Source organism: Conyzicola nivalis, assembly GCF_014639655.1.
In the GTDB taxonomy this organism is placed as follows: domain Bacteria; phylum Actinomycetota; class Actinomycetes; order Actinomycetales; family Microbacteriaceae; genus Conyzicola; species Conyzicola nivalis.
On record NZ_BMGB01000001.1, the window covers coordinates 548,995 to 570,239 of the forward strand.

General features: G+C 69.7%; 24 protein-coding genes. 13 read left to right on the forward strand and 11 right to left on the reverse strand.

What is annotated here, in order from left to right; all coding sequences use genetic code 11:
* Positions 1-5 precede the first annotated feature (5 nt).
* A complete protein-coding gene (locus IEV96_RS02680) occupies positions 6-1,505 on the reverse strand; it encodes an NAD(P)/FAD-dependent oxidoreductase (protein WP_188509165.1) in 1,500 nt (499 codons plus the stop codon).
* Between the two features lie 86 nt (positions 1,506-1,591).
* Here IEV96_RS02680 and IEV96_RS02685 point away from each other — a divergent pair, with 86 nt between their 5' ends.
* Together IEV96_RS02685 and IEV96_RS02690 are read left to right on the forward strand one after the other, a co-directional pair.
* On the forward strand, positions 1,592-4,174 hold the full coding sequence (locus tag IEV96_RS02685) for an ATP-binding protein (RefSeq protein WP_188509166.1): 2,583 nt from the start codon (positions 1,592-1,594) through the stop codon (positions 4,172-4,174).
* On the forward strand, positions 4,171-5,061 hold the full coding sequence (locus IEV96_RS02690; RefSeq protein ID WP_188509167.1) for a hypothetical protein: 891 nt from the start codon (positions 4,171-4,173) through the stop codon (positions 5,059-5,061). The genes IEV96_RS02685 and IEV96_RS02690 overlap by 4 nt, the downstream gene beginning before the upstream one ends.
* On the opposite strand, the gene IEV96_RS02695 is transcribed toward IEV96_RS02690, so the two are convergent.
* The gene (locus tag IEV96_RS02695; RefSeq protein ID WP_188509168.1) at positions 5,008-5,529 is read right to left on the reverse strand and encodes a hypothetical protein; all 522 of its coding nucleotides are present in this window, start codon (positions 5,527-5,529) and stop codon (positions 5,008-5,010) included. The genes IEV96_RS02690 and IEV96_RS02695 overlap by 54 nt on opposite strands.
* Before the next feature lie 107 nt (positions 5,530-5,636).
* Between IEV96_RS02695 and IEV96_RS02700 the strand changes: the two genes are divergently transcribed.
* Positions 5,637-6,101, forward strand: coding sequence for a VOC family protein (locus IEV96_RS02700; protein WP_188509169.1), 465 nt, complete (start codon positions 5,637-5,639; stop codon positions 6,099-6,101).
* Positions 6,102-6,113: 12 nt separating this feature from the next.
* Here the strand turns inward: IEV96_RS02700 and IEV96_RS02705 are convergent, their stop codons facing one another.
* Positions 6,114-6,533: a hypothetical protein gene (locus IEV96_RS02705; RefSeq protein ID WP_188509170.1), complete on the reverse strand. Its 420-nt coding sequence runs from the start codon at positions 6,531-6,533 to the stop codon at positions 6,114-6,116.
* A gap of 34 nt (positions 6,534-6,567) precedes the next feature.
* On the opposite strand from IEV96_RS02705, the gene IEV96_RS02710 reads away from it, so the two are divergent.
* Together IEV96_RS02710 and IEV96_RS02715 are read left to right on the forward strand one after the other, a co-directional pair.
* Entirely contained in the window at positions 6,568-7,179 is a 612-nt protein-coding gene (locus tag IEV96_RS02710; protein ID WP_188509171.1) for a TMEM175 family protein, read from the forward strand.
* 60 nt (positions 7,180-7,239) lie between these two features.
* Positions 7,240-8,778, forward strand: a complete 1,539-nt coding sequence (locus IEV96_RS02715; RefSeq protein ID WP_188509172.1) for an SPFH domain-containing protein — start codon at positions 7,240-7,242, stop codon at positions 8,776-8,778.
* A 58-nt stretch (positions 8,779-8,836) separates the two neighbouring features.
* On the opposite strand, the gene IEV96_RS02720 is transcribed toward IEV96_RS02715, so the two are convergent.
* Entirely contained in the window at positions 8,837-9,829 is a 993-nt protein-coding gene (locus IEV96_RS02720; protein ID WP_188509173.1) for an iron-siderophore ABC transporter substrate-binding protein, read from the reverse strand.
* Positions 9,830-9,943: 114 nt separating this feature from the next.
* On the opposite strand from IEV96_RS02720, the gene IEV96_RS02725 reads away from it, so the two are divergent.
* Genes IEV96_RS02725 through IEV96_RS02735 form a run of 3 tightly spaced genes read left to right on the forward strand, consistent with a single transcriptional unit; the run spans position 9,944 to position 12,881 of the window.
* Complete coding sequence (locus tag IEV96_RS02725) at positions 9,944-10,984, forward strand: FecCD family ABC transporter permease (protein ID WP_188509174.1); 1,041 nt, start codon at positions 9,944-9,946, stop codon at positions 10,982-10,984.
* 5 nt (positions 10,985-10,989) lie between these two features.
* Positions 10,990-12,090 carry a FecCD family ABC transporter permease gene (locus IEV96_RS02730; protein ID WP_188511089.1) on the forward strand — a complete coding sequence of 367 codons (1,101 nt, stop codon included), beginning with the start codon at positions 10,990-10,992 and terminating at the stop codon, positions 12,088-12,090.
* Complete coding sequence (locus tag IEV96_RS02735) at positions 12,087-12,881, forward strand: ABC transporter ATP-binding protein (protein ID WP_188509175.1); 795 nt, start codon at positions 12,087-12,089, stop codon at positions 12,879-12,881. Before IEV96_RS02730 ends, IEV96_RS02735 begins: the two co-directional genes overlap by 4 nt.
* On the opposite strand, the gene IEV96_RS02740 is transcribed toward IEV96_RS02735, so the two are convergent.
* From IEV96_RS02740 to IEV96_RS02755, 4 genes are all read right to left on the reverse strand, one after another.
* Entirely contained in the window at positions 12,878-13,750 is an 873-nt protein-coding gene (locus IEV96_RS02740; protein ID WP_229733342.1) for an oxygenase MpaB family protein, read from the reverse strand. The two genes, IEV96_RS02735 and IEV96_RS02740, sit on opposite strands and share 4 nt — an antisense overlap.
* A 77-nt stretch (positions 13,751-13,827) precedes the next feature.
* Positions 13,828-14,055 (reverse strand): hypothetical protein, encoded by a 228-nt coding sequence (locus IEV96_RS02745; protein WP_188509177.1) that lies wholly within the window; start codon positions 14,053-14,055, stop codon positions 13,828-13,830.
* 32 nt (positions 14,056-14,087) lie between these two features.
* Positions 14,088-14,480, reverse strand: a complete 393-nt coding sequence (locus IEV96_RS02750; protein ID WP_188509178.1) for an RNA-binding S4 domain-containing protein — start codon at positions 14,478-14,480, stop codon at positions 14,088-14,090.
* 2 nt (positions 14,481-14,482) lie between these two features.
* Complete coding sequence (locus IEV96_RS02755; protein ID WP_188509179.1) at positions 14,483-15,262, reverse strand: lysophospholipid acyltransferase family protein; 780 nt, start codon at positions 15,260-15,262, stop codon at positions 14,483-14,485.
* A gap of 128 nt (positions 15,263-15,390) precedes the next feature.
* Here IEV96_RS02755 and IEV96_RS02760 point away from each other — a divergent pair, with 128 nt between their 5' ends.
* Positions 15,391-16,356, forward strand: a complete 966-nt coding sequence (locus tag IEV96_RS02760) for a siderophore-interacting protein (RefSeq protein WP_188509180.1) — start codon at positions 15,391-15,393, stop codon at positions 16,354-16,356.
* Between the two features lie 6 nt (positions 16,357-16,362).
* Here the strand turns inward: IEV96_RS02760 and IEV96_RS02765 are convergent, their stop codons facing one another.
* The gene (locus IEV96_RS02765; protein WP_188509181.1) at positions 16,363-16,809 is read right to left on the reverse strand and encodes a hypothetical protein; all 447 of its coding nucleotides are present in this window, start codon (positions 16,807-16,809) and stop codon (positions 16,363-16,365) included.
* A 9-nt stretch (positions 16,810-16,818) separates the two neighbouring features.
* Entirely contained in the window at positions 16,819-17,643 is an 825-nt protein-coding gene (locus IEV96_RS02770) for a DUF1295 domain-containing protein (protein ID WP_188509182.1), read from the reverse strand.
* A gap of 43 nt (positions 17,644-17,686) precedes the next feature.
* Here IEV96_RS02770 and IEV96_RS02775 point away from each other — a divergent pair, with 43 nt between their 5' ends.
* The 4 genes from IEV96_RS02775 (at position 17,687) to IEV96_RS02790 (ending at position 20,325) form a co-directional block, all read left to right on the forward strand.
* Positions 17,687-18,265, forward strand: a complete 579-nt coding sequence (locus IEV96_RS02775; RefSeq protein WP_229732975.1) for a CDP-alcohol phosphatidyltransferase family protein — start codon at positions 17,687-17,689, stop codon at positions 18,263-18,265.
* 161 nt (positions 18,266-18,426) lie between these two features.
* Positions 18,427-18,942, forward strand: a complete 516-nt coding sequence (locus IEV96_RS02780) for an FHA domain-containing protein (RefSeq protein ID WP_373282408.1) — start codon at positions 18,427-18,429, stop codon at positions 18,940-18,942.
* Entirely contained in the window at positions 18,942-19,640 is a 699-nt protein-coding gene (gene ftsR, locus IEV96_RS02785) for a transcriptional regulator FtsR (protein ID WP_188509184.1), read from the forward strand. The genes IEV96_RS02780 and ftsR overlap by 1 nt, the downstream gene beginning before the upstream one ends.
* 136 nt (positions 19,641-19,776) lie before the next feature.
* Complete coding sequence (locus IEV96_RS02790; RefSeq protein WP_188509185.1) at positions 19,777-20,325, forward strand: MerR family transcriptional regulator; 549 nt, start codon at positions 19,777-19,779, stop codon at positions 20,323-20,325.
* Between the two features lie 69 nt (positions 20,326-20,394).
* Here IEV96_RS02790 and IEV96_RS02795 read toward each other — a convergent pair whose 3' ends face one another.
* Positions 20,395-21,201, reverse strand: a complete 807-nt coding sequence (locus tag IEV96_RS02795; RefSeq protein WP_188509186.1) for a ParA family protein — start codon at positions 21,199-21,201, stop codon at positions 20,395-20,397.
* Between the last annotated feature and the right edge of the window lie 44 nt (positions 21,202-21,245).

Genomic DNA, 21,245 nt, shown 5'->3' on the forward strand with positions numbered 1-21,245 from the left:
CACGGCTACAAGGGCGACCGCGTCGCCGCCAGGTGCTGGTGAACGGCGCTCACCACGACCGAGCCTTCGCCGACGGCCGACGCGACCCGCTTGATCGAGGCGCGCCGCACGTCGCCCACCGCGAAGAGGCCGGCCAGCGAGGTCTCCAGGGCACCGGGGGCGCGTTCGTGCGGCCACGCGCGCCGTCCGCCCTCGGCCACGATCTCCGCCCCGGTCAGCACGTACCCCCAGCGGTCGCGCAGCACCTCGGGCGGCAGCCAGTCGGTGTGCGGGGCGGCACCGATCGTGATGAACAGGGCGTCGCAGCGCACGCTCGACTCGCGGCCGGTGACGCGGTCGCGCAGCGTGATGGTCTCCAGTCTTCCGGAACCGCCGCCGCCCACCACCTTCGCCTCGGTGACGATGCCGACACCCGCGGCGGCCAGTTCGTCGATCAGGTACTGCGACATGCTGGCGGCGAGGTTCGGCCCGCGCACCACGAGCGAGACCGAGGCGGCGTATCGGGCGAGATGCAGCGCCGCCTGCCCGGCCGAGTTGCCACCACCGACGACGTAGACGACCCGAGCCGTCTGCGCGCGGGCCTCGAGGGCCGAGACGCCGTAGAACACCGAGGTGCCGAGAAATCCGGCGAGCCCCGGCAGGGCGAGCCGGCGGTACGAGACGCCGGCCGCGAGCACGACGGCGCCCGCCGTCACGAGCTCGCCCGGCGCCACCTCGAGCACGAACCCGCCGTCGGCCGAGGCCACCCCGACGACCTCGCGCGTCACCGCGAACCGCGCGCCGAAGATCCACGCCTGCTGATAGGCCCGCTCGGCGAGCTCCGAGCCGGAGACCCCGCGCGAGAAGCCGAGGTAGTTGCGGATGAGCGACGACGAACCGGCCTGCCCACCCACCGCCCGCCGTTCGATCACGAGGGTGTCGAGCCCCTCGCTCGCCGCGTACACCGCGGCGGCGAGCCCGGCGGGTCCGGCGCCGACGATCGCGACGTCGACGCCCGAGTCGGGGAGCTCGGTCGACAGTCCGTGCCGGCGGGCCAGATCGACGCTGCCGCCCGTCATCGTGACGTCGATCACGTCGGTCGCCGTCGCCCGCTGGTAGTCGCGCAGGAAGTCGGTGATGCCGCGGTTGAACGACTCGTCGGGGGAGGCCCGCGGACGCACCACGTAGTAGTCGATGTGGTTCGCGGCCATCAGCGAGAGCACCGCCGCAGACGTCTGCTGCGTGGCCCACGCTCCCCACGCGAGCACGAATCCGCGCCGCGCGTCCGGATGGTGGCGACGCGTCTCGACGTAGAGCGCCGCGTCGGCCGAGTCGCCGAGCACCAGGGCGACCTCCTCTCCGACGCTCTTCGCCTCGCGCACCCGGCCCACGGCATCCGCCACATTCCCGGTCACGACGATGCGGTAGTCGGTGCCGAACCGCCGCTCGAGTTCCGTCGCGACCTCCCCGGGCGACTCGAGCGAGAGGAGGATGAGGGGGCGGGGGCGATCCGGTGTTTTGGTCATGTAGCATGCCTACTCGCCGCTCCGGGCCCCCGCGAGCGACTAGACACGGGTGCCCGTCCGGCCCCAGACTTCCGACCATGGATCGAATGCCACCCACGATTCGCACACCCGACCAACGACTCAGAATCTTCATCAGCAGCACCCTGAAAGAACTGGCTGCGGAGCGTAAATCGGCGCGCGCGGCAGCGGAACGGCTGCACCTCGCGCCCGTGATGTTCGAGCTGGGGGCGAGGCCGCACGCCCCGCGCGACCTCTACCGCGCCTACCTCGAGCAGAGCGACGTCTTCGTCGGCCTCTACTGGGAGCGCTACGGCTGGGTCGCCCCCGGCGAAACCGTCTCCGGTCTGGAAGACGAGTACCTGCTCGCTCCCGCTCTTCCGAAACTCATCTACATCAAAGAGCCGGCGGACAACCGCGAGCCGCGACTCGCTGAGCTGCTCGACCGCGTGCGTTCCGACGACACCGCGTCGTTCAAGTACTTCACCACCCCGCACGAACTCCAGTCGCTCATCGAGGGCGACCTCGCGACGCTCCTCGCCGAACGGTTCGACCAGAGCCGCACACCCGCCTCGGCCCCCTCGTCGTCGCCGCCGCCCGACGAACCGGCTCCGGCCTGGCGTTCGCTGCCGCATCCGCTCACCCAGCTGATCGGGCGTGAGGAGGATGTCCTCGAGATCGAGCGGATGCTGCGGCACGACGAGAACCGCCTGATCACTCTCACCGGCCCCGGCGGTATCGGCAAGAGCCGTCTGGCGATCGAGGCGGCCGACCGCGTCGCCGACCGGTTTCCCGGGGGAGTGGTCTTCGTCGACCTCGCCCCCGTGCACGACCCGGGGCTCGTGGTCAACGCCATCGCGGCGGCCCTCGGCGTGCGCGACACCGGTGATGCACCGCTCGAGGAGAAGCTCGAGATGGCCGTGCGCAACCGGCGGCTGCTGCTCGTGCTCGACAACTTCGAGCAGGTGCTGCCGGCCGCGACGACGCTCGGCTCCCTGCTCGCGGCGGCCCCCGGCGTCACCCTGCTCCTCACGAGCCGCACGCTCGTGCGCCTCTCGGCCGAGCGCAGCTACGAGGTCGGCCCGCTCACCCTGCCGCAGGTCTCGCGGCGGCTCGACCCCGCCGAGGTCGCGCTCGTGCCGGCCGTGGCCCTGTTCGTCGAGCGGGTGCACGCGGTGAAGCCCGATTTCGAGCTCTCCGACGCGAACGTGGAGTCGGTCGCGCGCATCTCCGTGGCGCTCGACGGCGTGCCGCTCGCGATCGAGCTCGCCGCGGCCCGCATCCGCGTGCTGTCGCCCGCGGTGATGCTCGAGCGGCTCGACCGCCGGCTGCCGATGCTGGTGGGCGGGATGCGCGACCTGCCGGCCCGCCAGCAGACCCTCCGCGGCACGATCGAGTGGAGCACCGAACTGCTCGCCGACGACGAGAAGCGCCTGCTCGCGACCCTCGGCGTGTTCGAGGGCGGCTTCTTCCTCGAGGCGGCGGAATACGTTGCCGCCGACCGCGTGGCCGATCCGCTGACGAGCCTCGGCGTGCTCGTCGACAACTCCCTCGTGCGCGAACAGGACAGGGGCGACCGGTCGTACTTCACCGTGCTCGCCACCGTGCGCGAGTACGCGCTCGAACAGCTGGTGGGCGAGGGCGCGCTCGACGAGGTACTCGCCAGGCACGCCGACTACTACGTCGAGACCGGCCGGGTGATGGAGGCCGACCTCGAGGGCCGGCGGCAGCGCGAACTCGTCGCGCGTCTCGGCGACGACCGCAACAACCTGCGCTCGGCTGTGCGCTACCTCATCGAGGGCGGCGAACTCGACCGGGCCGCAGAGTTCGCCTGGACCCTCTACATCTACTGGTGGGTAGGCGGACTGCTCGGGGAAGTGCGCGGCTGGATGGACCGCGTGCTCTCGTCGGGAGCGCCGCTCGCCGACCGCACGAGGGCGATCGCGCTCTACTTCACGAAGGCCATCGTTTTCTGGCAGGAACCGGATGACACGGTGGCGGCGGGTCTCGCCGAGAGTGCCCGGCTGTTCCGCGAGCAGGGCGATCCGGGCGGCGAGGCACTCGCACGGGTCTCGATCGCCCTGTCGCTGCTCGCCGCGGGCACCCCCGACGCGGATGCCGCCAACGAGCAGCTCGAGACGAGCCTGTCGCTCTTCCGCGAGTCGCACGACGTCTGGGGGGAGTCGATGGCGCTGGTCAGCCTCGGCCGGGTCGCGCTGCTGCAGAACAAGGTGCGCGGCGCGCTCAACCGCTTCGAGGAGAGTCTCGCCATCGCCCGCGCCGAGAACGACGACCTCGGCGAGACCATCGCGCTGAACCACCTCGGCTGGGCGCGGCTGCTGCTCGGCGAGGTCGAACCGGCCCACCGAGCCTTCCACGAGACGCTGGGCATCTCGGCGCGACTCGGCCACGACGACGGCGTCGCCTACGGACTCGAGGGTCTCGTCGCGGTCGCCGCGACCGACGGCCAGATCGACCGGGCGGGTCGGCTGCTCGGCGCCGCCGACCGGCTGCGCGAGGAGGCCGGCATCTACAACGCCGCCGCGTTCGCCTTCCACGGCGCCCTCGTCGAGCAGATCCTCGCGTCGCCGGACGCGGGACGGTTCTCCATCGCCCGCGTCGCCGGACGCGAACTGTCGATCCTCGACGCCGTCACGGAGGCACTGGAGTGAGCGCGGGGCAGTCTCCGGGTGCGTCCGACCGGGTTCTCACCTACACCAGGGTGATCGCGGCGATCATCCTGCCGTTCCTGGGCGCGGCGGTCGTGCTGCTCTACCTGCTGCCGGACGACACCGATGCGACCTTCGCCTGGACCATCCAGCCGGCGCTCACGGCGATGTTCCTCGGCTGTGCCTACGCGGGAGGCATCGTCTTCTTCGTGCACGTGCTGCGCACCGACCGGTGGCACCGGGTGAAGTACGGCTTCCCCGCCGTCATCGTGTTCGCATCGCTCCTCGCGGTCACGACCTTCCTGCACTGGGACCGCTTCCACTTCGGGCACATCTCGTTCTACACCTGGGTCACGCTCTACCTGACGACGCCGGTGCTCGTACTGGTGGCGGCCGCGCGCAACTGGCGCGCCGACCCGGGAACTCTCGAACGGCGCGACTACGCGATCCCTCGGCCCGCGCGCATCGCCGTCGCGCTCGTGGGCATCGTCGCGTTCGCGTTCGGTCTCGCGCTGTTCGTCGCGCCGGCCGCGTTCCTCGACGCATGGGCGTGGCAGCTCACCCCGCTCACCGGCCGCGTGGTCGGTGCCATCCTCACGCTCCCGGGAATGGTCAACGTCTGGCTGCTCGTCGACGCGCGCTGGAGCGCGTTCCGCTGGATCTTCCAGGCGCAGATCGCGAGCCTCGTCTTCATCGCGGGAGCGCTGGTGTTCGCGTCCGGCGACCTCGCCTGGCGCACACCCGCCGGGCCGGCGTTCGTCGCCGGCATCGCGGTGTCCCTCGTCGCGTTCGTGGGCTTCTACGGCTACTGCGAACGGCAGAGCCTGGCCGGCGAATCAGCCGTGGGCGAGCAGCTGCACCCCCACGACGACCAAGCCGAACAGCACTAGGCCCAGGAAGACCGCGAGCTTCTTCCACCAGGCGAGGCTCGCGCGGAAGACCGCGATATAGCCGATGGCGCCGAGCGTGACCGCCATGATCCAGACCGCGACGGTCAGCGCGAGCGGCACCGACAGCACGCCGGCCGCCGCGAGCAGCAGGATGACGACCGGGAGGACGATCGTGGCGAGGGCGCCGGAGGAGACGCGCACGAGGAAACGCAGCTCCGTGGCATCCGGAAGACTGCCCTTCACCGCGAGGTGGGCGACGATCTCGGAGATGAGGCCCGCGAGACCCGCCCCGACGGCCGCGATCAGGAGGGAGGTGACGGCCGTGAACGCCTCGGTCTCCTCGCCGTGCACGCTCAGTGCGAGCAACACGGCGAGGCCGATGAAGCTGACGTAGATGCGCTCCTTGAGGTAGGGGACGAGCTGCTGGGCGGTCGGCTGCGGCTCGCCGCGGTCTCGGATTCTGGCCATAGCACCAGTCTGGCATCGGCGCGGTGCGTCTTCCGCGGCCCTGCCGGCGCTGGCTACGATGCGACCGGGTCACCGTCGACCCTCCACCGTCGAGAGTGAGGATCACCATGTCGTCGATCACGCCGTTTCTCTGGTTCGACTCCCAAGCCGAAGAGGCCGCGGAGTTCTACGTCTCCCTCTTCCCCGACAGCCGCATCGTCTCGGTGAACCGGTATCCCGAGGGCGGCCCGATGCCGGCCGGTACCGCGATGTCGGTGACCTTCGAGATCGACGGGCTCGAGGTGCAGGCACTGAACGCCGGGCCGGGAAAGCCGTTCACCGAGGCCATCTCGTTCTTCGTGCAGGTGGAAACACAGGCGGAGATCGACCGCTACTGGGACGCGCTGATCGCGAACGGCGGGCGACCCGACCAGTGCGGCTGGCTTAAGGATCGCTGGGGCCTGTCGTGGCAGATCGTGCCGTCGGTGTTGGGGAGCCTGATCGGCGGGCCCGACCCGGAGCGCTCGGCCCGCGCGATGCAGGCGATGATGGGCATGACGAAACTCGTGATCGCCGACCTCGAGGCCGCCTGAGTTCCCTTTTCGCTAGTGGGTGTGTGGCGGTCCGACCCGCAGGATGTCGTCGGCCGGCAGCGTGATGCCCGCGCTGGCGTTCTCCTCCTCGGGGAACGGCAGCGCGGGCCGCACCACGCACTCGTCCTGGTCGAGGTCGACGATGACGACCCGGCGCCACTCCCAGCCCGGCCGCGGATCGCGCAGGTCGAGGCCGGGCCCGTCGGGGGAGACCGGCGGGAACGGCCGCGGGGAGAGCACCCACCAGTAGTTGGCGAGCGAGGTCAGCCCGCGGTCCGCGAGAACCGATTCGCACTGCAGTCGCGAGCCCGCATCGCCGAGGGGATGGCCGATCAGGTTGAGCGGCACGAAGACGCCGTCTCCCACCGGTGAGAGGTATCCGGTAAGTTCCCCGTCGCTGGGACGGTGGAAAGCGATCCATTGCTCGGCCACGCCACGAATGTAGCACCTGGGCCATAATCGGTGCATGGCTGCCCAGCGTGGATTCGACCGGCTCGTCAACCTCAGCGATGCGGTCGTCGCGATCGCCGCGACCCTGTTGGTTCTGCCGCTCGTCGACACCGCCGCCGATGTCCGGTCCGATGGTGTCGGCTCGCTCTTCGCCGACCACGGCAGCGAACTCTTCGCGTTCGCCCTCAGCTTCGCCGTGATCTGCCGGTTCTGGCTGATCCACCACGCCCTGTTCAACCGGCTCGTCGGCTACACGCAGCCGCTGGTGTGGGCCAATTTCTTCTGGATGGCGAGCATCGCCTTCCTGCCGTTCCCCACCGAGCTCGTGTCGTTCTCGGTGGCGGACCATCCGCTCACCTCGGCGCTCTACGTCGGAACGATGTGCGTCGCCTCCGGGGCCACGACCGTGATCCAGTGGATCGCGATCAGGATTCCCGCCCTGCAGCAGGAGGACGTGCGTGGAACACTGACGCTGCACGCGGCGCTGGCCAGTACCGTCGCGATGGTGGTGGCGCTCGTCGTTGTGCTCGTCTTCCCGGCCGTCGGGTTGTGGGCGCTCCTGCTGCTGTTCCCGGCCAACCTCGTCGGCGACCGGCTCTCGCGTCGGGCGCTGCCCGCAAACAACTGAGCGGAATTCCACACTCTCCGACATACTGGGAGGGCACCACGACCCCCCAGGAGAGCTCACATGGAAACCCCCCTGCCCGCGGATGCGATCGTGACCGGCGGCATCGTCGTCATCGTCGTCATCGTCGTCCTCGTCATCCTGTTCACCTTCCTGCGCGGTATCAAGGTCGCGAAGCCCGACGAGGCGATCATCGTCACCTCGCGGCAGAAGACCGTCAAGAAGCAGGGCGACGCGGAAGACGAGAACGGCGGCCAGCGTGTCGTGTTCGGTTCGCGCGTCTTCGTTATGCCGGTCGTCGAAGCGCACTTCAAGCTCAGCCTGCGCAGCCGCCAGCTCAACGTGCAGGCGACGGCCCAGACCAAAGACGCCATCACGATCAAGGTGAACGCCGTCGCCGTCGTCAAGGTCGGCGGTTCGGAGTCGATGGTGCGCGCCGCCGCCCAGCGGTTCCTCAACCAGCAGGATCAGATCGAGACATCCACCGAAGAGGTCCTGAGCGGTTCCGTGCGTTCCATCGTCGGCCAGCTCACGGTGACCGAGATCATCACCAACCGTTCCGCCCTGCAGGGCCAGGTGCTCGAGGCGGTGCGGGAGTCGCTCGACGTGCAGGGCCTGCAGATCGACACGCTGCAGATCAAGGAGATCGACGACGACAACGGCTACATCCGCGACCTCGGGCGTGCCGAGGCCGCCCGCGTGAAGCAGGTCGCCGAGATCGCCGAGTCCGTCTCCCGCCAGGCCTCCGAAGAGGCCCGCATCTCGGCCGACCAGGCCGTCGCCGAGCAGCAGCGAAAGCTCGACCTGCGCAACGCCGAGATCCAGAAGGAGACCGACAAGGCCCGCGCCGAAGCGGCCGCCGCCCGCCCGCTCGCCGAGTCGATCGCGCAGCAGGGCGTCATCGCCCAGGACGAGATCAACGCCGCCTCCCGGGTGGGCCTGCGCAAGCAGGAGCTCGACGCCGAGATCCGCGCCGTCGCCGACGCCGAGTCGTACGCCGTGCAGAAGAACGCGGAGGCGACCGCCGCCGCGGCCGTAGCCGCGGCCAACTCCAACCGTGATGCGCGCAAGGCGAGCTCCGAGGCCGTCGAGGCCGAGGGTCTGGCCGAGCGCAACCGCCGTCGCAGCGCCGCGGAAGCGACCGAGGCAGAGGGTGTCGCCGAGAAGAACCGCCGTATCGCGGCTGCCGAGGCCCTGCGTGCCGAGGGCGAGGCCGAGGCCAACTCGATCCGCGTCAAGGGCGCCGCCGAGGCCGAGGCGACCCGCGCCAAGGCCGACGCCCTCGAGGAACGCGCCGACGACCTGCTGCGCCAGCAGGTCATCGGCCAGCTGCCAGACATCGTGCGCGCGGCCTCCGAGCCGCTCTCCGCGATCAACAACATGACGGTCATCTCGTCCGACGGAAGCGGCACCGAGCAGGTGGGCCAGAACGTCGCCACCCAGCTGGCCACCGCGACCCAGATCGTGCGCGACCTCACCGGCATCGACATCGCCGAGATCGTCACGGGCCGCGCCACCGGAACCGCCGCCGGCGCCGCCCTCGCCGGCCAGCAGGCCCAGGCCAGGGCGCCCAAGGTGCGCACCACCCCGCCGACGGCGTAACGGCAAACGAAAAGCCCGGCACCCGCGTGAGCGTGTGCCGGGCTTTTTCCTGTTGCGACTAGCCGAGCGCGTCGGCGATCTTCGGTACCAGGTTCTCGATGGAGTACTTCGCGGCGAGGGTCGTGCCGAGCGAGTACGCCGCCGAGATGTCGCCGTCGATGACGACCGAGTGGCCGGCGGCGACCGCCGGGATGGCCGCGAAGAGCGGGTCCTCGGTGATCTCGGTGGTGGGGATGAAGATCGGGAAGGCGACGATGAGGTCGGCGTCGAGCAGGTCGAGCTGCTCGCTCGAGATGTCGACCGAGAAGCCGCTCGAGTTGGCGGGTAGTGCCGCGATCTCGGGCGACTGCGCGAAGCCGAGGCGCTCGAGGAAGCTCACACGCTCGCTGCCCTCGATGTAGGCACCCCAGCCTTCACTGGTCTTGGTAGCGGCGGAGACGGTGAGTCCCTCCCACTCGGGGTGTGCGGCCGCGGCCTCCTCGTAGGTCGCGTCGACCTCGGCGAGCAGCTCGTCGCCCTTCTCTTTCAGGCCGAGCGCGCTCGAGACGAGGTCCATCTGCTCGTCCATGGTGGTGAGGTAGCTGGTCTTGCCCTCGGGCACCCCGACGGTCGTCGCGATCGACGAGAGCTTGTCGTAGCGCTCCTGGTCGCCCGAGCTCTTCGTGTCGAGAATCAGGTCGGGCTCGAGGGCCGCGATCGCCTCGTACGAGGGTTCGAGCGTCTCGATGATCTCGGGGGCGGTGTCGTAGAGACCCTCCGCCCAGGGTCCGACACCCTCGCCGCCGAAGCTGAGCCAGTCGGAGGCGCCGACCGGCTGCACGCCGAGGGCGAGCGCGGTCTCGGCATCGCCCCAGCCCAGGGCGACGATGCGCACGGGCTTTTCCTCGACCGTGACGTCGCCGAACTCGGTCGACACGGTGACGGGGAACGCCTCGCTCGACGCGCCGGAGTCGGACGATCCCTCGTCGACGGGCGCGGTGCCGCCGGAGCAGGCGGTGAGGGCGAGGGCGGCGACGGCGATTGCGGCCACGCCTGCGGTTCTGAATCTCATGCGGTGATGAGCCTTCCTGGTAGTGCCGGGCGCGCGGATCGACGGGCTTCGGAACGGAACTGGTGGCATCGGTCGGGCCGGTGCACATGCAAGGGTAGCCTAAGCTAAGACCAAATGACCGCCGAGAAATCCGTGAACGCACCAGCGCGGGTGCGCTCTGTGCCGACCCGCGCTGCCGGTCTCGCGGTGGCCATTGTGCTCCTCGTCCTCGCCGTCGCCGCCAGCATCACCATCGGTTCGCGTCAGATCCCGCTCGACGTGATCGCGCAGACGCTCTTCGGCGGGGCGCGGCAGTCGAACGACGCGATCGTGTTGCTCGACTCGCGGCTTCCCCGCACGTGCATCGCGATCGTCGCGGGCCTCGCCCTCGGTGTGGCGGGCGCCCTCACCCAGGCGGTGACGCGCAATCCGCTCGCCGACCCCGGCATCCTCGGTGTGACCTCCGGTTCGGCGTTCGCCGTCGCGATCGCGGTAGGCGTGCTCGGCATCACGACCGTGCAGGGCTACCTCTGGTTCGCGTTCGGCGGCGCTCTGCTCGCGACCATGGTCGTCTACGTGATCGGCTCGATCGGCCGCGAGGGCGCCAGCCCGGTCCGCCTGACCCTCACCGGCGTCGCGCTCGGGGCGGTGTTGAGCGGAATCGTCTCGGCCATGTTGCTCGCCGACCCGGAAGGATTCGCCGCCATGCAGGCGTGGGAGTCGGGCTCGCTCGAAGGTCGCGGCTGGGACGGGTTCGTTCCGGTGCTGCCCTTCGTCGCCGTCGGCTGCGTGCTCGCCTTCCTCATCTCCCGGTCGCTCAACGCGATCTCGCTGGGCGACGACCTCGCCTCGTCGCTCGGCGCGCGAGTGCGGCTGACGCGCACCCTCGCGATCGTCGCGGTGAGCCTGCTCGCCGGGGGAGCCACAGCCATCGCCGGACCGATCGCCTTTGTCGGCCTGATGGTGCCGCACGTCGCGCGCTGGATGGTCGGCCCCGACCAGCGCTGGATCGTGGCCTACTCGATCGTGCTCGGCCCGATCCTCCTGCTCGTCGCCGACGTCGTCGGCCGGGTCGTGTTGCGCCCCGGCGAACTGCCCGCCGGCATCGTGACCGCCTGCATCGGGGCTCCCGTGCTCATCGCGCTGGTGCGCCGCCAGAAGGCGTTCGGCCTGTGAACGCCGTGACGGATGCGGCCGCCGGGAATGCGCCGGCCCCGGATGCGACGAGCGCGCAGACGGCCGCCGCCAAGGCCCGCAGGTCCGCGTCATCCGTTCGCCTTCCCCTGCTCGGCACCGTCGTCGCCAAACGGCAGCTCGTGGTGCTCGGCTCGCTCGCCGTCGCCCTGCTCGTGCTCTCGCTCGTCGCGCTCGGAACCGGCGACTACCCGCTCAGCGTCGGCCAGGTGGTCACCGCCATGTTCGCCACCGACGGTGGCTTCGCCACGACGATCGTGCTCGAGTGGCGGCTGCCGCGCGTGCTCGTCGCCCTCGTGTTCGGCGCGGCGCTCGCGCTGTCGGGCGCGGTCTTCCAGTCGCTCACCCGCAACCCGCTCGGCTCTCCCGACATCATCGGGTTCGCCACCGGTTCGTACACCGGCGCGCTGCTCGTCATCACCCTCGTCGGCGACAGCTACCTGTCGACCGCGGGCGGGGCCGTCGTGGGCGGCCTGGCGAGCGCGCTCGTCGTCTACCTGCTGGCCTACCGCCGCGGCATCCAGGGTTTCCGGCTCATCATCGTGGGCATCGCCGTGACCGCGATCCTGCACGCCTTCAACACCTGGCTGCTGCTGCGGGCCCAGGTCGAGGTGGCGATGGCGGCCTCGATCTGGGGCGCCGGATCGATCTCGCTCGTCGGCTGGGAGCAGGCCCTCCCCGCCTTCGCTGTGCTGGGGGTGCTCGCCGTCCTCGTGCTGGTGCTCAGCGGCGGGCTGCGCCAGCTCGAGCTCGGCGACGACGCGGCGAAAGCGCACGGCATGCGCGTGGAACCCGCGCGGCTCGCCCTGCTCGTTGTGGGCGTCGCGCTCATCGCCGTCGTCACCGCGAGCTCCGGGCCGATCGCCTTCGTCGCGCTCGCGGCCCCGCAGATCGCGAGCCGCCTGACGAGGAGCGCGGGCGTGCCGCTCGTAGCGAGCGCCCTGACCGGCGCGTTGCTGCTGCTCGCCGCCGACTTCGTCGCCCAGCACGTGCTGCCGGCCGCGGTGCCGGTCGGCATGGTCACCGTCGTGATCGGCGGACTCTATCTCATCGGTCTCCTCATCAGCCAGGCAAGGAAACAGACATGACCGCACCACGACTGCACGCCGACGGGGTGACCCTGGCCTACGACCAGCGGGTCATCTCGCGCGACCTCTCGGCGGAGATCCCCGACGGTTCGTTCACCGTGATCGTCGGTCCCAACGCGTGCGGCAAGTCGACCCTGCTGCGGTCCTTCGCCCGCTTGCTCAAGCCGGGCGCCGGCAGCGTGGTGCTCGACGGCAAGGCGATCGACCGGTACAAGCCGAAGGAGGTCGCGCGCACGATCGGCCTGCTGCCACAGACCTCGGTGGCGCCCGAGGGCATCACCGTCGCCGACCTCGTCGCCCGGGGGCGCTACCCGCACCAGAATCTCATCCGGCAGTGGTCGGCGTCCGACGAGGCCGCCCTCTGGGCCGCGATGGAGGCGACGAGTGTCGAGTCGCTTGCTACCCGCCAGCTCGACGAACTCTCGGGCGGCCAGCGCCAACGCGTGTGGGTCGCGATGGCCCTCGCTCAGCAGACCCCCATCCTGCTGCTCGACGAACCGACGACCTATCTCGACATCGCCCATCAGATCGACCTGCTCGATCTCTTCGCCAACCTGCACCGCGCCGGCAACACGATCGTGGCCGTGCTGCACGACCTCAACCACGCCGCGCGCTACGCCTCCCACCTCATCGTGATGAAGGACGGCGAGATCGTCACGACCGGCGCACCGCGTGACGTCGTGACCGCCGAGCTCGTCGACGACGTGTTCGGCCTGTCCTGCCTCGTGATCGACGACCCGGTGTCGCACACCCCGCTCGTGATCCCGAAGAGCGGGCAGTGGCAGGACTAGAGGCGCGGCCCGACGAGGCCTAGCCGGGCGATCCGGGCCCTGGCCGCGACCTCCGAGGTCGACTCCGTGCCCAGCACCGCGCCCACAAAACGCAGCACGACACGGGTGGCGAACACGACGGGCAGCGGCGACCGCTTGAGCCCGAGCATGTCCCGGTATTCGCGGGGGATCGAGGCCACCGCGCCCGCGAACAGAACGCGGTAGGCGGGAAGCATCGATCTGCGCAGCGGCGGATTGCGGATGAACCGCACGGCCTCGGCGACGCGTTCGTCGCTCTTCAGCGTGCCGGCCGCGCGGAAGGAATCGAGTTGCGCGCGCAGTTCGGCCTCGGAGCGCGGGGGCGCCTGCACCCCGACGAGTTCCCCGGCCTTCGCCCACTCGCGCACGTAGGCGTCCGCGCCACCCGGGATCGGGCCGCCCCACAGCTCGTGGCAGGACAGGAACGCGTCGGTGAATACCACGTGCACCCAGGCGAGCAACTCGGGGTCGCCCGCGGCATAGGGCCGGGTGACCCCCTGCGCATCCGAATATTCGCCGACGACGCGGTCATGAAAGCGACCGACTCTGGATGACTCGGCCACCGCCACAGCGGTGTCCGCGAAGGTCACGGTGACGAGCCATTGGATCGTGCCGGAGAGCCGCCCGAGCGGATCCTCGCGATAGCGCGACCAGTCGTGCACACCCGCCATCGCGCCGGGGTGCAGCGTCTGCATCAGCAGGGCGCGGATGCCCGCGACGAGCGTCGGGATGCCGCCGTGCACGGCCCAGGCCGCCGAACCCACGCCGAAGTACCCGGCGTCGTCGCCGTCGGCGATTTTGTCTACCCAGCGCGGTTTGCCGTCGCTGCTTCCCGAGAACGTGGTGAGCAGGTGCGAGCGCCACGTCGCGACGTTGCGGTCAACGGCCCCGCGGACCTGTGCGAACGGGCCGCGAGCCGACGCGCCGGTCACGAGTAGTCGGCACCCGGCCAGCCGGCTTGGCGGTACTCGAACTCGCTCGCGTTCTCGCTGCCTTCGCCGCCGTCGACGAGCTCCCAGAGCATCTCTTCGCCCTCGTTGTCGCCGGAGACCGGCCGCACGAAGCTCTTCTGCGGCAGACCGCCGATGAATTCCAGTTCGATGCTCTCGGTGCCGTCGCTGCCGACGAGTTGGGCCGTGTAGGTGGAGTCGCTCATCCTTCGACGATACGTCGCGGGGAGGAGGCTGACTAGGGGCCGGGGTGTTCGCCCAGCAACCTGTCGATGTCGCGTCGGTCCTTTTTGGTCGGCCGCCCGGCGCCGCGGTCACGCACGGCGGTGAGCACGCGCTCCTCACGCGGAGGGGGCGGGGGAGTGAGGTCCTCGAAGCATTCGGCGGCGACGGGCGCGCTCACGCGCTTCACGATGAGCCGCCGCACGATGAGGATGCGTTCACCCTCTCCGGTGCGCACCCGCACCTCGTCGCCGATGCGCACCGGCTGCGCGGCCTTGGCGCGCTCGTCGTTCACTCGCACGTGCCCGGCCTTGCTCGCGGCGGTCGCGGCCGAACGCGTCTTGAGCACGCGAACCGCCCAGATCCAACTGTCGACGCGCACCGAACCGGGCGCCGTGACGTTGCTCACGACTACGCCCGCTTCTCCGCGGCCTCGCGGGCCTTGCGCTCCTTGCGAGCTTTCTCGGCGACGGCGGCGACCTCGGGGGTGGGCGCGGTTCCGCCGAGTCGGGCGGGCTGCCACCAGGCGCCGGTGCCGTCGGTGGGGTAGCGCTCCTGCAGCGAGTGGACCAGCGACTGCAGCGTGTGCTGCAGCTCACGGGTTACGGCGGCCGCGTCATCCGTCTCGCTGGGGAGGATGGGCGCCCCGATCGCGAAGCCGACGGGCACACCGAACTTCTGGCGGAGCGTCGATCCGACCGCCTTCGTGAGCAGGCGCTGGCCGCCCCACACCGCGACGGGGATCACCGGCACGCCGGCCTCGGCGGCCATGCGGATCGCGCCCGACTTGAGTTCACGCACCTCGAACGAGGCGCTCACGCCGCCCTCGGGGAAGATGCCGAGCATCTCGCCGTCGCGCAGCGCCCGCACGGCGAGGCGGTAGGCGTCGGCTCCGGCCTTCATGTCGACCGGGATGTGGCGCATGCCGCGCAGCAGGAATCCGACGCCCGGCTTGTCGAACGCTCCCTTGGTCGCGAGGAAGCGCACGTGGCGGCGGTTGCGCATCCACACCACCCACTCGGTGAGGGCGAAGTCCAGGTAGCCGAAGTGGGTGATCGCGAGCACGGCGCCCCCGGTCTCGGGAAGGTGCTCCGCTCCCGTCACCGTCGGTTTGACACCGAGCAGACCGAACAGGGTGCGCCCGGCACCGATTGCCACTCCGTAGATGGGGTCAGCCCCGCGCCTCGTCATGGGTTCAGGATACGGCCTGCGTCGGAGGCGTTGCCCGGCCCGCTGGCGCCCGGTATTATCCGGCGGACCGGACGGGCGTGCTGATCGCGCGAATAGGTGGCCGAGGTTAGGTCTGCCATACTTAGGCGATGCTTACTTCCAGCGAGACGCTCGTCGCCCGACCGACGACCGTCCCGGATTCCCGTCCGGCGTACCGGCCGTTCCGGGTGCGGGTGCGTCGCGTGACCCCGTTGAGCGAGCACTTCGTGCGCGTCACCTTCACCGGCGACGACCTCGCGACGTTCGGCACGCTCGGCCTCGACCAGCGCATCAACCTCGTCTTCCCGCTCCCCGGGATCGGCTTCAGCGACTGTGGCTGGGACGACGCACAGCCGTTGGCCGACGGCCACTGGTACTCGAAGTGGCGCGCGCTGCCCAACGAGGCACGCAATCCGCTCCGGGTCTACACGGTGCGCGACATCCGCCCGCTCGAGCGCGAGCTCGATGTGGACTTCGTCGTGCACGGCGACGGTCCGGCAGCGCGCTGGCTGGCGGCCGTGAGCGTCGGCGCCGAGATCATCGTCATCGGACCGGACGCGCTGAGCGAGAAGTCGAGCGCCGGAAGCGACTGGCACCCGGGAGCGGCGCGGAACCTGCTGCTCGTGGGCGACGCCACGGCGGCGCCCGCCATCGCATCCATCCTCGAGTCCCTGCCGCCCGAGCGCGCGGCCCACGCCATCATCGAGATTCCGGACGCCGCCGACCGCTTCGAGATCCGCCACTCCGCGCGGGTTACCGTCGACTGGATCTCGAGGGACGACGCTGCCCCCGGCGGCCGACTGCTTCCCGCCGTCCACGAGTGGGTCGCCGACCGACCCGACGTCGTCGGATCGACGCTCGCGGCAGCCGCGCAGACCGTCGTCGAGTCGACCGATCCCGACGCGATCCTCTGGGACGTGCCGGAGGCGCCGGAGGGGGCGAGCCTCTACGCCTGGGTCGCGGGCGAGGCGGGCGCCATCACGAGCATCCGCCGCTACCTCGTGCGCGACGTGGGCATCGACCGCGGGCAGGTGGCCTTTATGGGCTACTGGCGTAACGGACGCTCGAACGACTGACCGCCGCTAGTTCGCGACCGCGAGCTCCGATTTCCAGCGCACGAGCGAGCGCACGGTGTCGGAGGCGTCGTCGGCGAGCCGGTCCATCACGTCGGCCGGAACGAAGAAGTTGACGGCGAGCCAGCCGCGCACCGTCTCCGACTCGTCGTCGGCGAGCGAACGCAGGATGTCGCACGGCACCGACTCGTTGCGGGCCAGGCATGCGCGCACGCCCGCGTCGGGATCGTGGGCGAGTGCCTCGAACAGGTCTTCGGGCGCGTGGTAGCTGCTCGCTACGCTCTCGCGGATCTTCGGGTTCTCGTGGGTCGCGAGCAGTCGCAACCGCGCGATCTTCGACTCGGTCACCGCGGGGGCGGGATGCAGCGCGGCCGCCTCCTCGGGCGTGAGCATGACGGGGGCGTGGTCGCGCATGGCCTGGCGCTGCGCCGGGGTGTTGAATCGGATGCAGGACATGCGTCAACGCTATACGTCCGTCGCCGGGGCCGGGGGAGCGACCCTCCGGCGCCGCGGCCACCACGGCACGATGGCCGAGGTCGTCGCCTGGTACTCGGCGTACTCCGGGTATTTGCCGCGCGTGATGCTCTCGGTGAAGATCGTCGATCCGACGAACAGCAGCGTGAGCAGCAGCGGTCCGAGCACCGTCCACTGCAGCAGCGAGCCGGCGGCCGAGGCGCCGATGAGGAAGAACACCCACCACTGCGCCTGTTCGAAGAAGAAATTCGGATGTCGCGAAAGGCGCCACAATCCCGTCTGCAGAAACCGTGGACCGGCCGCGCCCCGTGCGCGTTTCCACGCATGGAACCGCCACTGCTGTTCGTCGGCGACCGTCTCGCCCACGAGCAGGGCGACGAAGACCGCGGCGAGCAGCCCGTCCACCGCGCCGAAGGGGGTTCCGCGGTGTTGCCAAGCGGTGAGGGCCGGCAGCGCGAGCAGCACCAGCACGGTGTTCTGGTACAGCACGATGAAGAAGAGGTTGAAGAAACCGAACTGCCAGCGTCGCATCCGGCCCCGCAGAACCGCCCAACGATAGTCCTCCGTGCCGGTGTAGCCGCCCTTCCTCGCGAAGTTGAAGGTGAGGCGGGCGCCCCAGAGCGTCACGAGAACCGCCATCACGGTGAGGCGCGCGTCGTCGAGTCCGGCGGACAGGGCGAAGACCCACACGTAGGCCACCGGGACGATCGACCAGAACCTGTCGACCCAAGAATGGTCGTGGGTGACGAGCGACAGCACCCAGGCGACGACGCACACCGCGGCGGCGATAGTGACGACCACGGCGAGAGGACCCATGGCATAAATGGTAGAACCGCAGGCGTGACTAGACTCCTGTCTTGTGACAGCCGACGATGCGCCCACGGTCAGCTCGAGGGTGTTCACCGTGCCGAACATCCTCAGTTTCCTGCGGCTGGCGTTGGTGCCCGTGTTCCTCGTGCTCATCCTGCGCGGCGACGACGCTCTCGCCCTGCTCGTGCTGGTGATTTCGAGCGTGACCGACTACCTCGACGGCGTGATCGCGCGGCGGTTCCACCAGATAACCCGTCTGGGCCAGCTGCTCGACCCCGCCGCAGACCGGCTGTTCATCTTCGCGGCTCTCGTCGGACTGGCAGCGCGGGAGATCCTGCCCTGGTGGCTCCTCGCCGCCATCGTGGGGCGGGACGTCATGCTGCTCGTCGTCGGCGTCGTGCTGGCCAACCACGGGTACGGACCGCTGCCGGTGCACCACCTCGGCAAGGTGGCGACATTCTGCCTGTTCTACGCGCTGCCGATCATCATGATCGCGCACGCGTTCCCCGTTACCGCGCCCGTCGCCGTGCCCGTCGGGTTCGCGTTCGCGCTGTGGGGAGCGTTCCTCTACTGGTGGGCCGGGGGCGTCTATCTGCGCGAGGCAGCGCGGGTTTCCCGGCTTCACTAACAGTTGCGGATTCTTTCGACTCGGAACCGGCCCCGCATCCGTTACGCTGGACAATCAGCAAGGCCGGTCAAGCGGCTCGCTCTAGCCGGCTGGCTAGCCGGGCGTTTGGCCAGTATGGGAGGTTCACGATGACTGATTCCGAGATTCCGGACCGTTCTGACATGAATCGACCAGGCGACGATCCCGCTGACGAGAACCCGACCCGAGATGCCCCCAGAGCGCAAGAGGAAAAAGCCAACGTGCCCCAGGAAAACGACACGACGCTGACATTCGGCAACGAATTCGGCGCGCAGCTTGCCGCTCTCGAGGGAGAGGTATCGGCCGAAGAGCAAGAAGCCATCGCGGCACTCCCGTCCGGTTCGGCCCTCCTCATCGTGCGTCGCGGTCCCACCGCCGGCGCACGCTTCCTGCTCGATGCAGACGTGACCACCGCCGGGCGTCACCCCGAGGCGGACATCTTCCTCGACGACGTCACCGTCTCGCGTCGTCACGCGCAGTTCCTGCGCCACGGCACGCGCTTCGAGGTTAAAGACCTCGGCTCGCTCAACGGCACCTACCTCAACGGCGAGCGCATCGCCACCGAGGCGCTCGGCGACCGGTCCGAGGTGCAGGTGGGCAAGTTCCGCCTCACGTTCTACGCTTCGCGCGTCGACCTCGCGACCGCGGCTGGTAAATAGTGGCTCGAGCAGCCGCCCAGGCCGGTGTGCCTGGGGGTTCGGGTCTGTTGAGCATCGGGCAGGTGCTCGCCAAGCTGAACCCTGAGTTTCCCGACCTCACCCCGTCGAAGCTCCGCTTTCTCGAGGAACGCCAGCTGATCACCCCCGCCCGCACCGACTCGGGCTACCGCAAGTTCTCGGGCGCCGACATGGACCGCCTGCGGTTCGTGCTCAGCATGCAGCGCGACCACTACCTGCCGCTCAAGGTCATCCGCGGCTACCTCGACGAACTCGACGCCGGCCGCCAGCCCGAGTTGCCCGGCGGAGCCGTGCAGGCGCCCTCCATGCTCAGCGCCGAACGCCGACTGTCGCGCGACGAACTCGTACGCGAGGCGGGCGCGAACGCGATGCTGCTCAACGACGCGGTATCCGCCTCGCTCATCGTCGCCGCCGACACCTTCGGCGAAGACGTGCTCGCCGTCCTCAAGTCGCTCGTCGAGCTGCAGCGCTCGGGAATCGAGCCGCGGCACCTCCGCGGATTCCGCGCGGCGGCCGAGCGTGAGCTCGGTCTGATCGAGAACGCGCTTATGCCCGTCGCCCGTCGCAAAGACGCCTCCAGCCGCGCCAAAGCGGCCGAAATGGCCCGCGAGATCGCGAGCCAACTCGAAATCGTCCGCAGCAGTCTCATCCGGTCTGCCCTCACGCGACTCGATTCGTAGTACCGTCGAATATCAGCACGTGCGACACGCCGGGCAGTTTCGCCGGATGAGCCGCACGAGCGTCGGGTGTCTCGGTACCGTGGAGTTCGACAACATTAAGCGTCAACTTCACGATGAAGGTTAAGAGGACAGAGCCATGAGTGAACTCAGCCGTAGCGAGGCATCCCGCTACGACCTAGGCCTCCTCTTCACCGACGGAATGCCCGACCACGACGACGCCACCGGCTACCGCGGCGCCGTAGCCGCCCGTGCCGCAGGCATCAGCTACCGCCAGCTCGACTACTGGGCCCGCACCGACCTCGTCGTCCCCACCGTGCGCGGAGCGGCCGGCAGCGGGTCGCAGCGCCTCTACGGTTTCCGCGACATCCTCGTTCTCAAGCTCGTCAAGCGCCTGCTCGACACCGGCATTTCCCTGCAGCAGATCCGCATCGCCGTGAACCAGCTGCGCGAGTCGGGCATCAACGACCTGGCCCAGACCACGCTGATGAGCGACGGCGCGAGCGTCTACCTGTGCACGAGCAACGACGAGGTCATCGACCTCGTCAGCCGCGGCCAGGGCGTCTTCGGCATCGCCGTGGGCAAGGTGCTGCGCGAGGTCGAGACCAGCCTCATCGAGCTCGACTCGGTCGCGGCCGAAGACCCGGCAGACGAACTGGCCAAGCGCCGCGTGAGCAAGGCCAGCTAGCTGGCACTCAGACACAAAAAACCCCGGCTCGCGATGAGCCGGGGATTTTTTATGTCAGGATGTCGCGGCTCAGCGAACCTCGCTGTAGTCACCGATCTTCGCCGTGCGCATAATGCGGTCGAGCAGCTGGTCGAAGTTGTGGGCCATCTCCTCGGCACTCTCGCCCGGCCAGACGTGCAGCGGCTTCGCGGCACCCTGCGCCTGCTGAAGCGAGGTGCGCTCCGGCAGCTGCGGGCTGAGCACGAGCGGGCCGAACATGTCGCGCAGTTCCTTGATGCGGAACTGGTGCTCGAGCGACTGGATGCGCACGCGGTTCACGATGATGCCGAGCGGCTGCAGCCGGGGGGAGAGACCACGGCGGATCTCCTCGATCGCGCGCAGGGCGCGGTCGGCGGCCGCGACCGAGAACAGGCCGGGCTCGGTGACGACCGTCACGCGGTCGCTCGCCGCCCACGCGGTGCGCGTGAGGGCGTTGAGCGATGGCGCGCAGTCGATGAGAACGAGGTCGTAGTCGCTCTCGACGTTGGCGAGGGCCTCCTCGAGCTTCCAGATCTCCCGGATGCTCGGGTGAGGGCCGTCGAAGTTGATGGCCGAGGGCGAACCGATGAGGACGTCGATCTTGCCGGGGCGTCCGCGGGTCCACCCGCTCGGGGCGATCGCTGCTCGAACGACTTTTTCTTTCGGCGACGCGAGCACATCCGCGATATTCAGGCGACCCGTGACGTCGATATCCATGCCGGTCGAAACGTCGGCTTGTGGATCGAGGTCCACCACGAGCGTTCGCAGGCCTTTCGCGAAGGCGGCAGAGGCGAGTCCAAGGGTGACCGTGGTCTTGCCCACACCCCCCTTGAGGGAACTGACGCTGAGTACATGCACGAGTAACGACGATACCTTCACTAGTCTTAAAGAACCTAAACGTC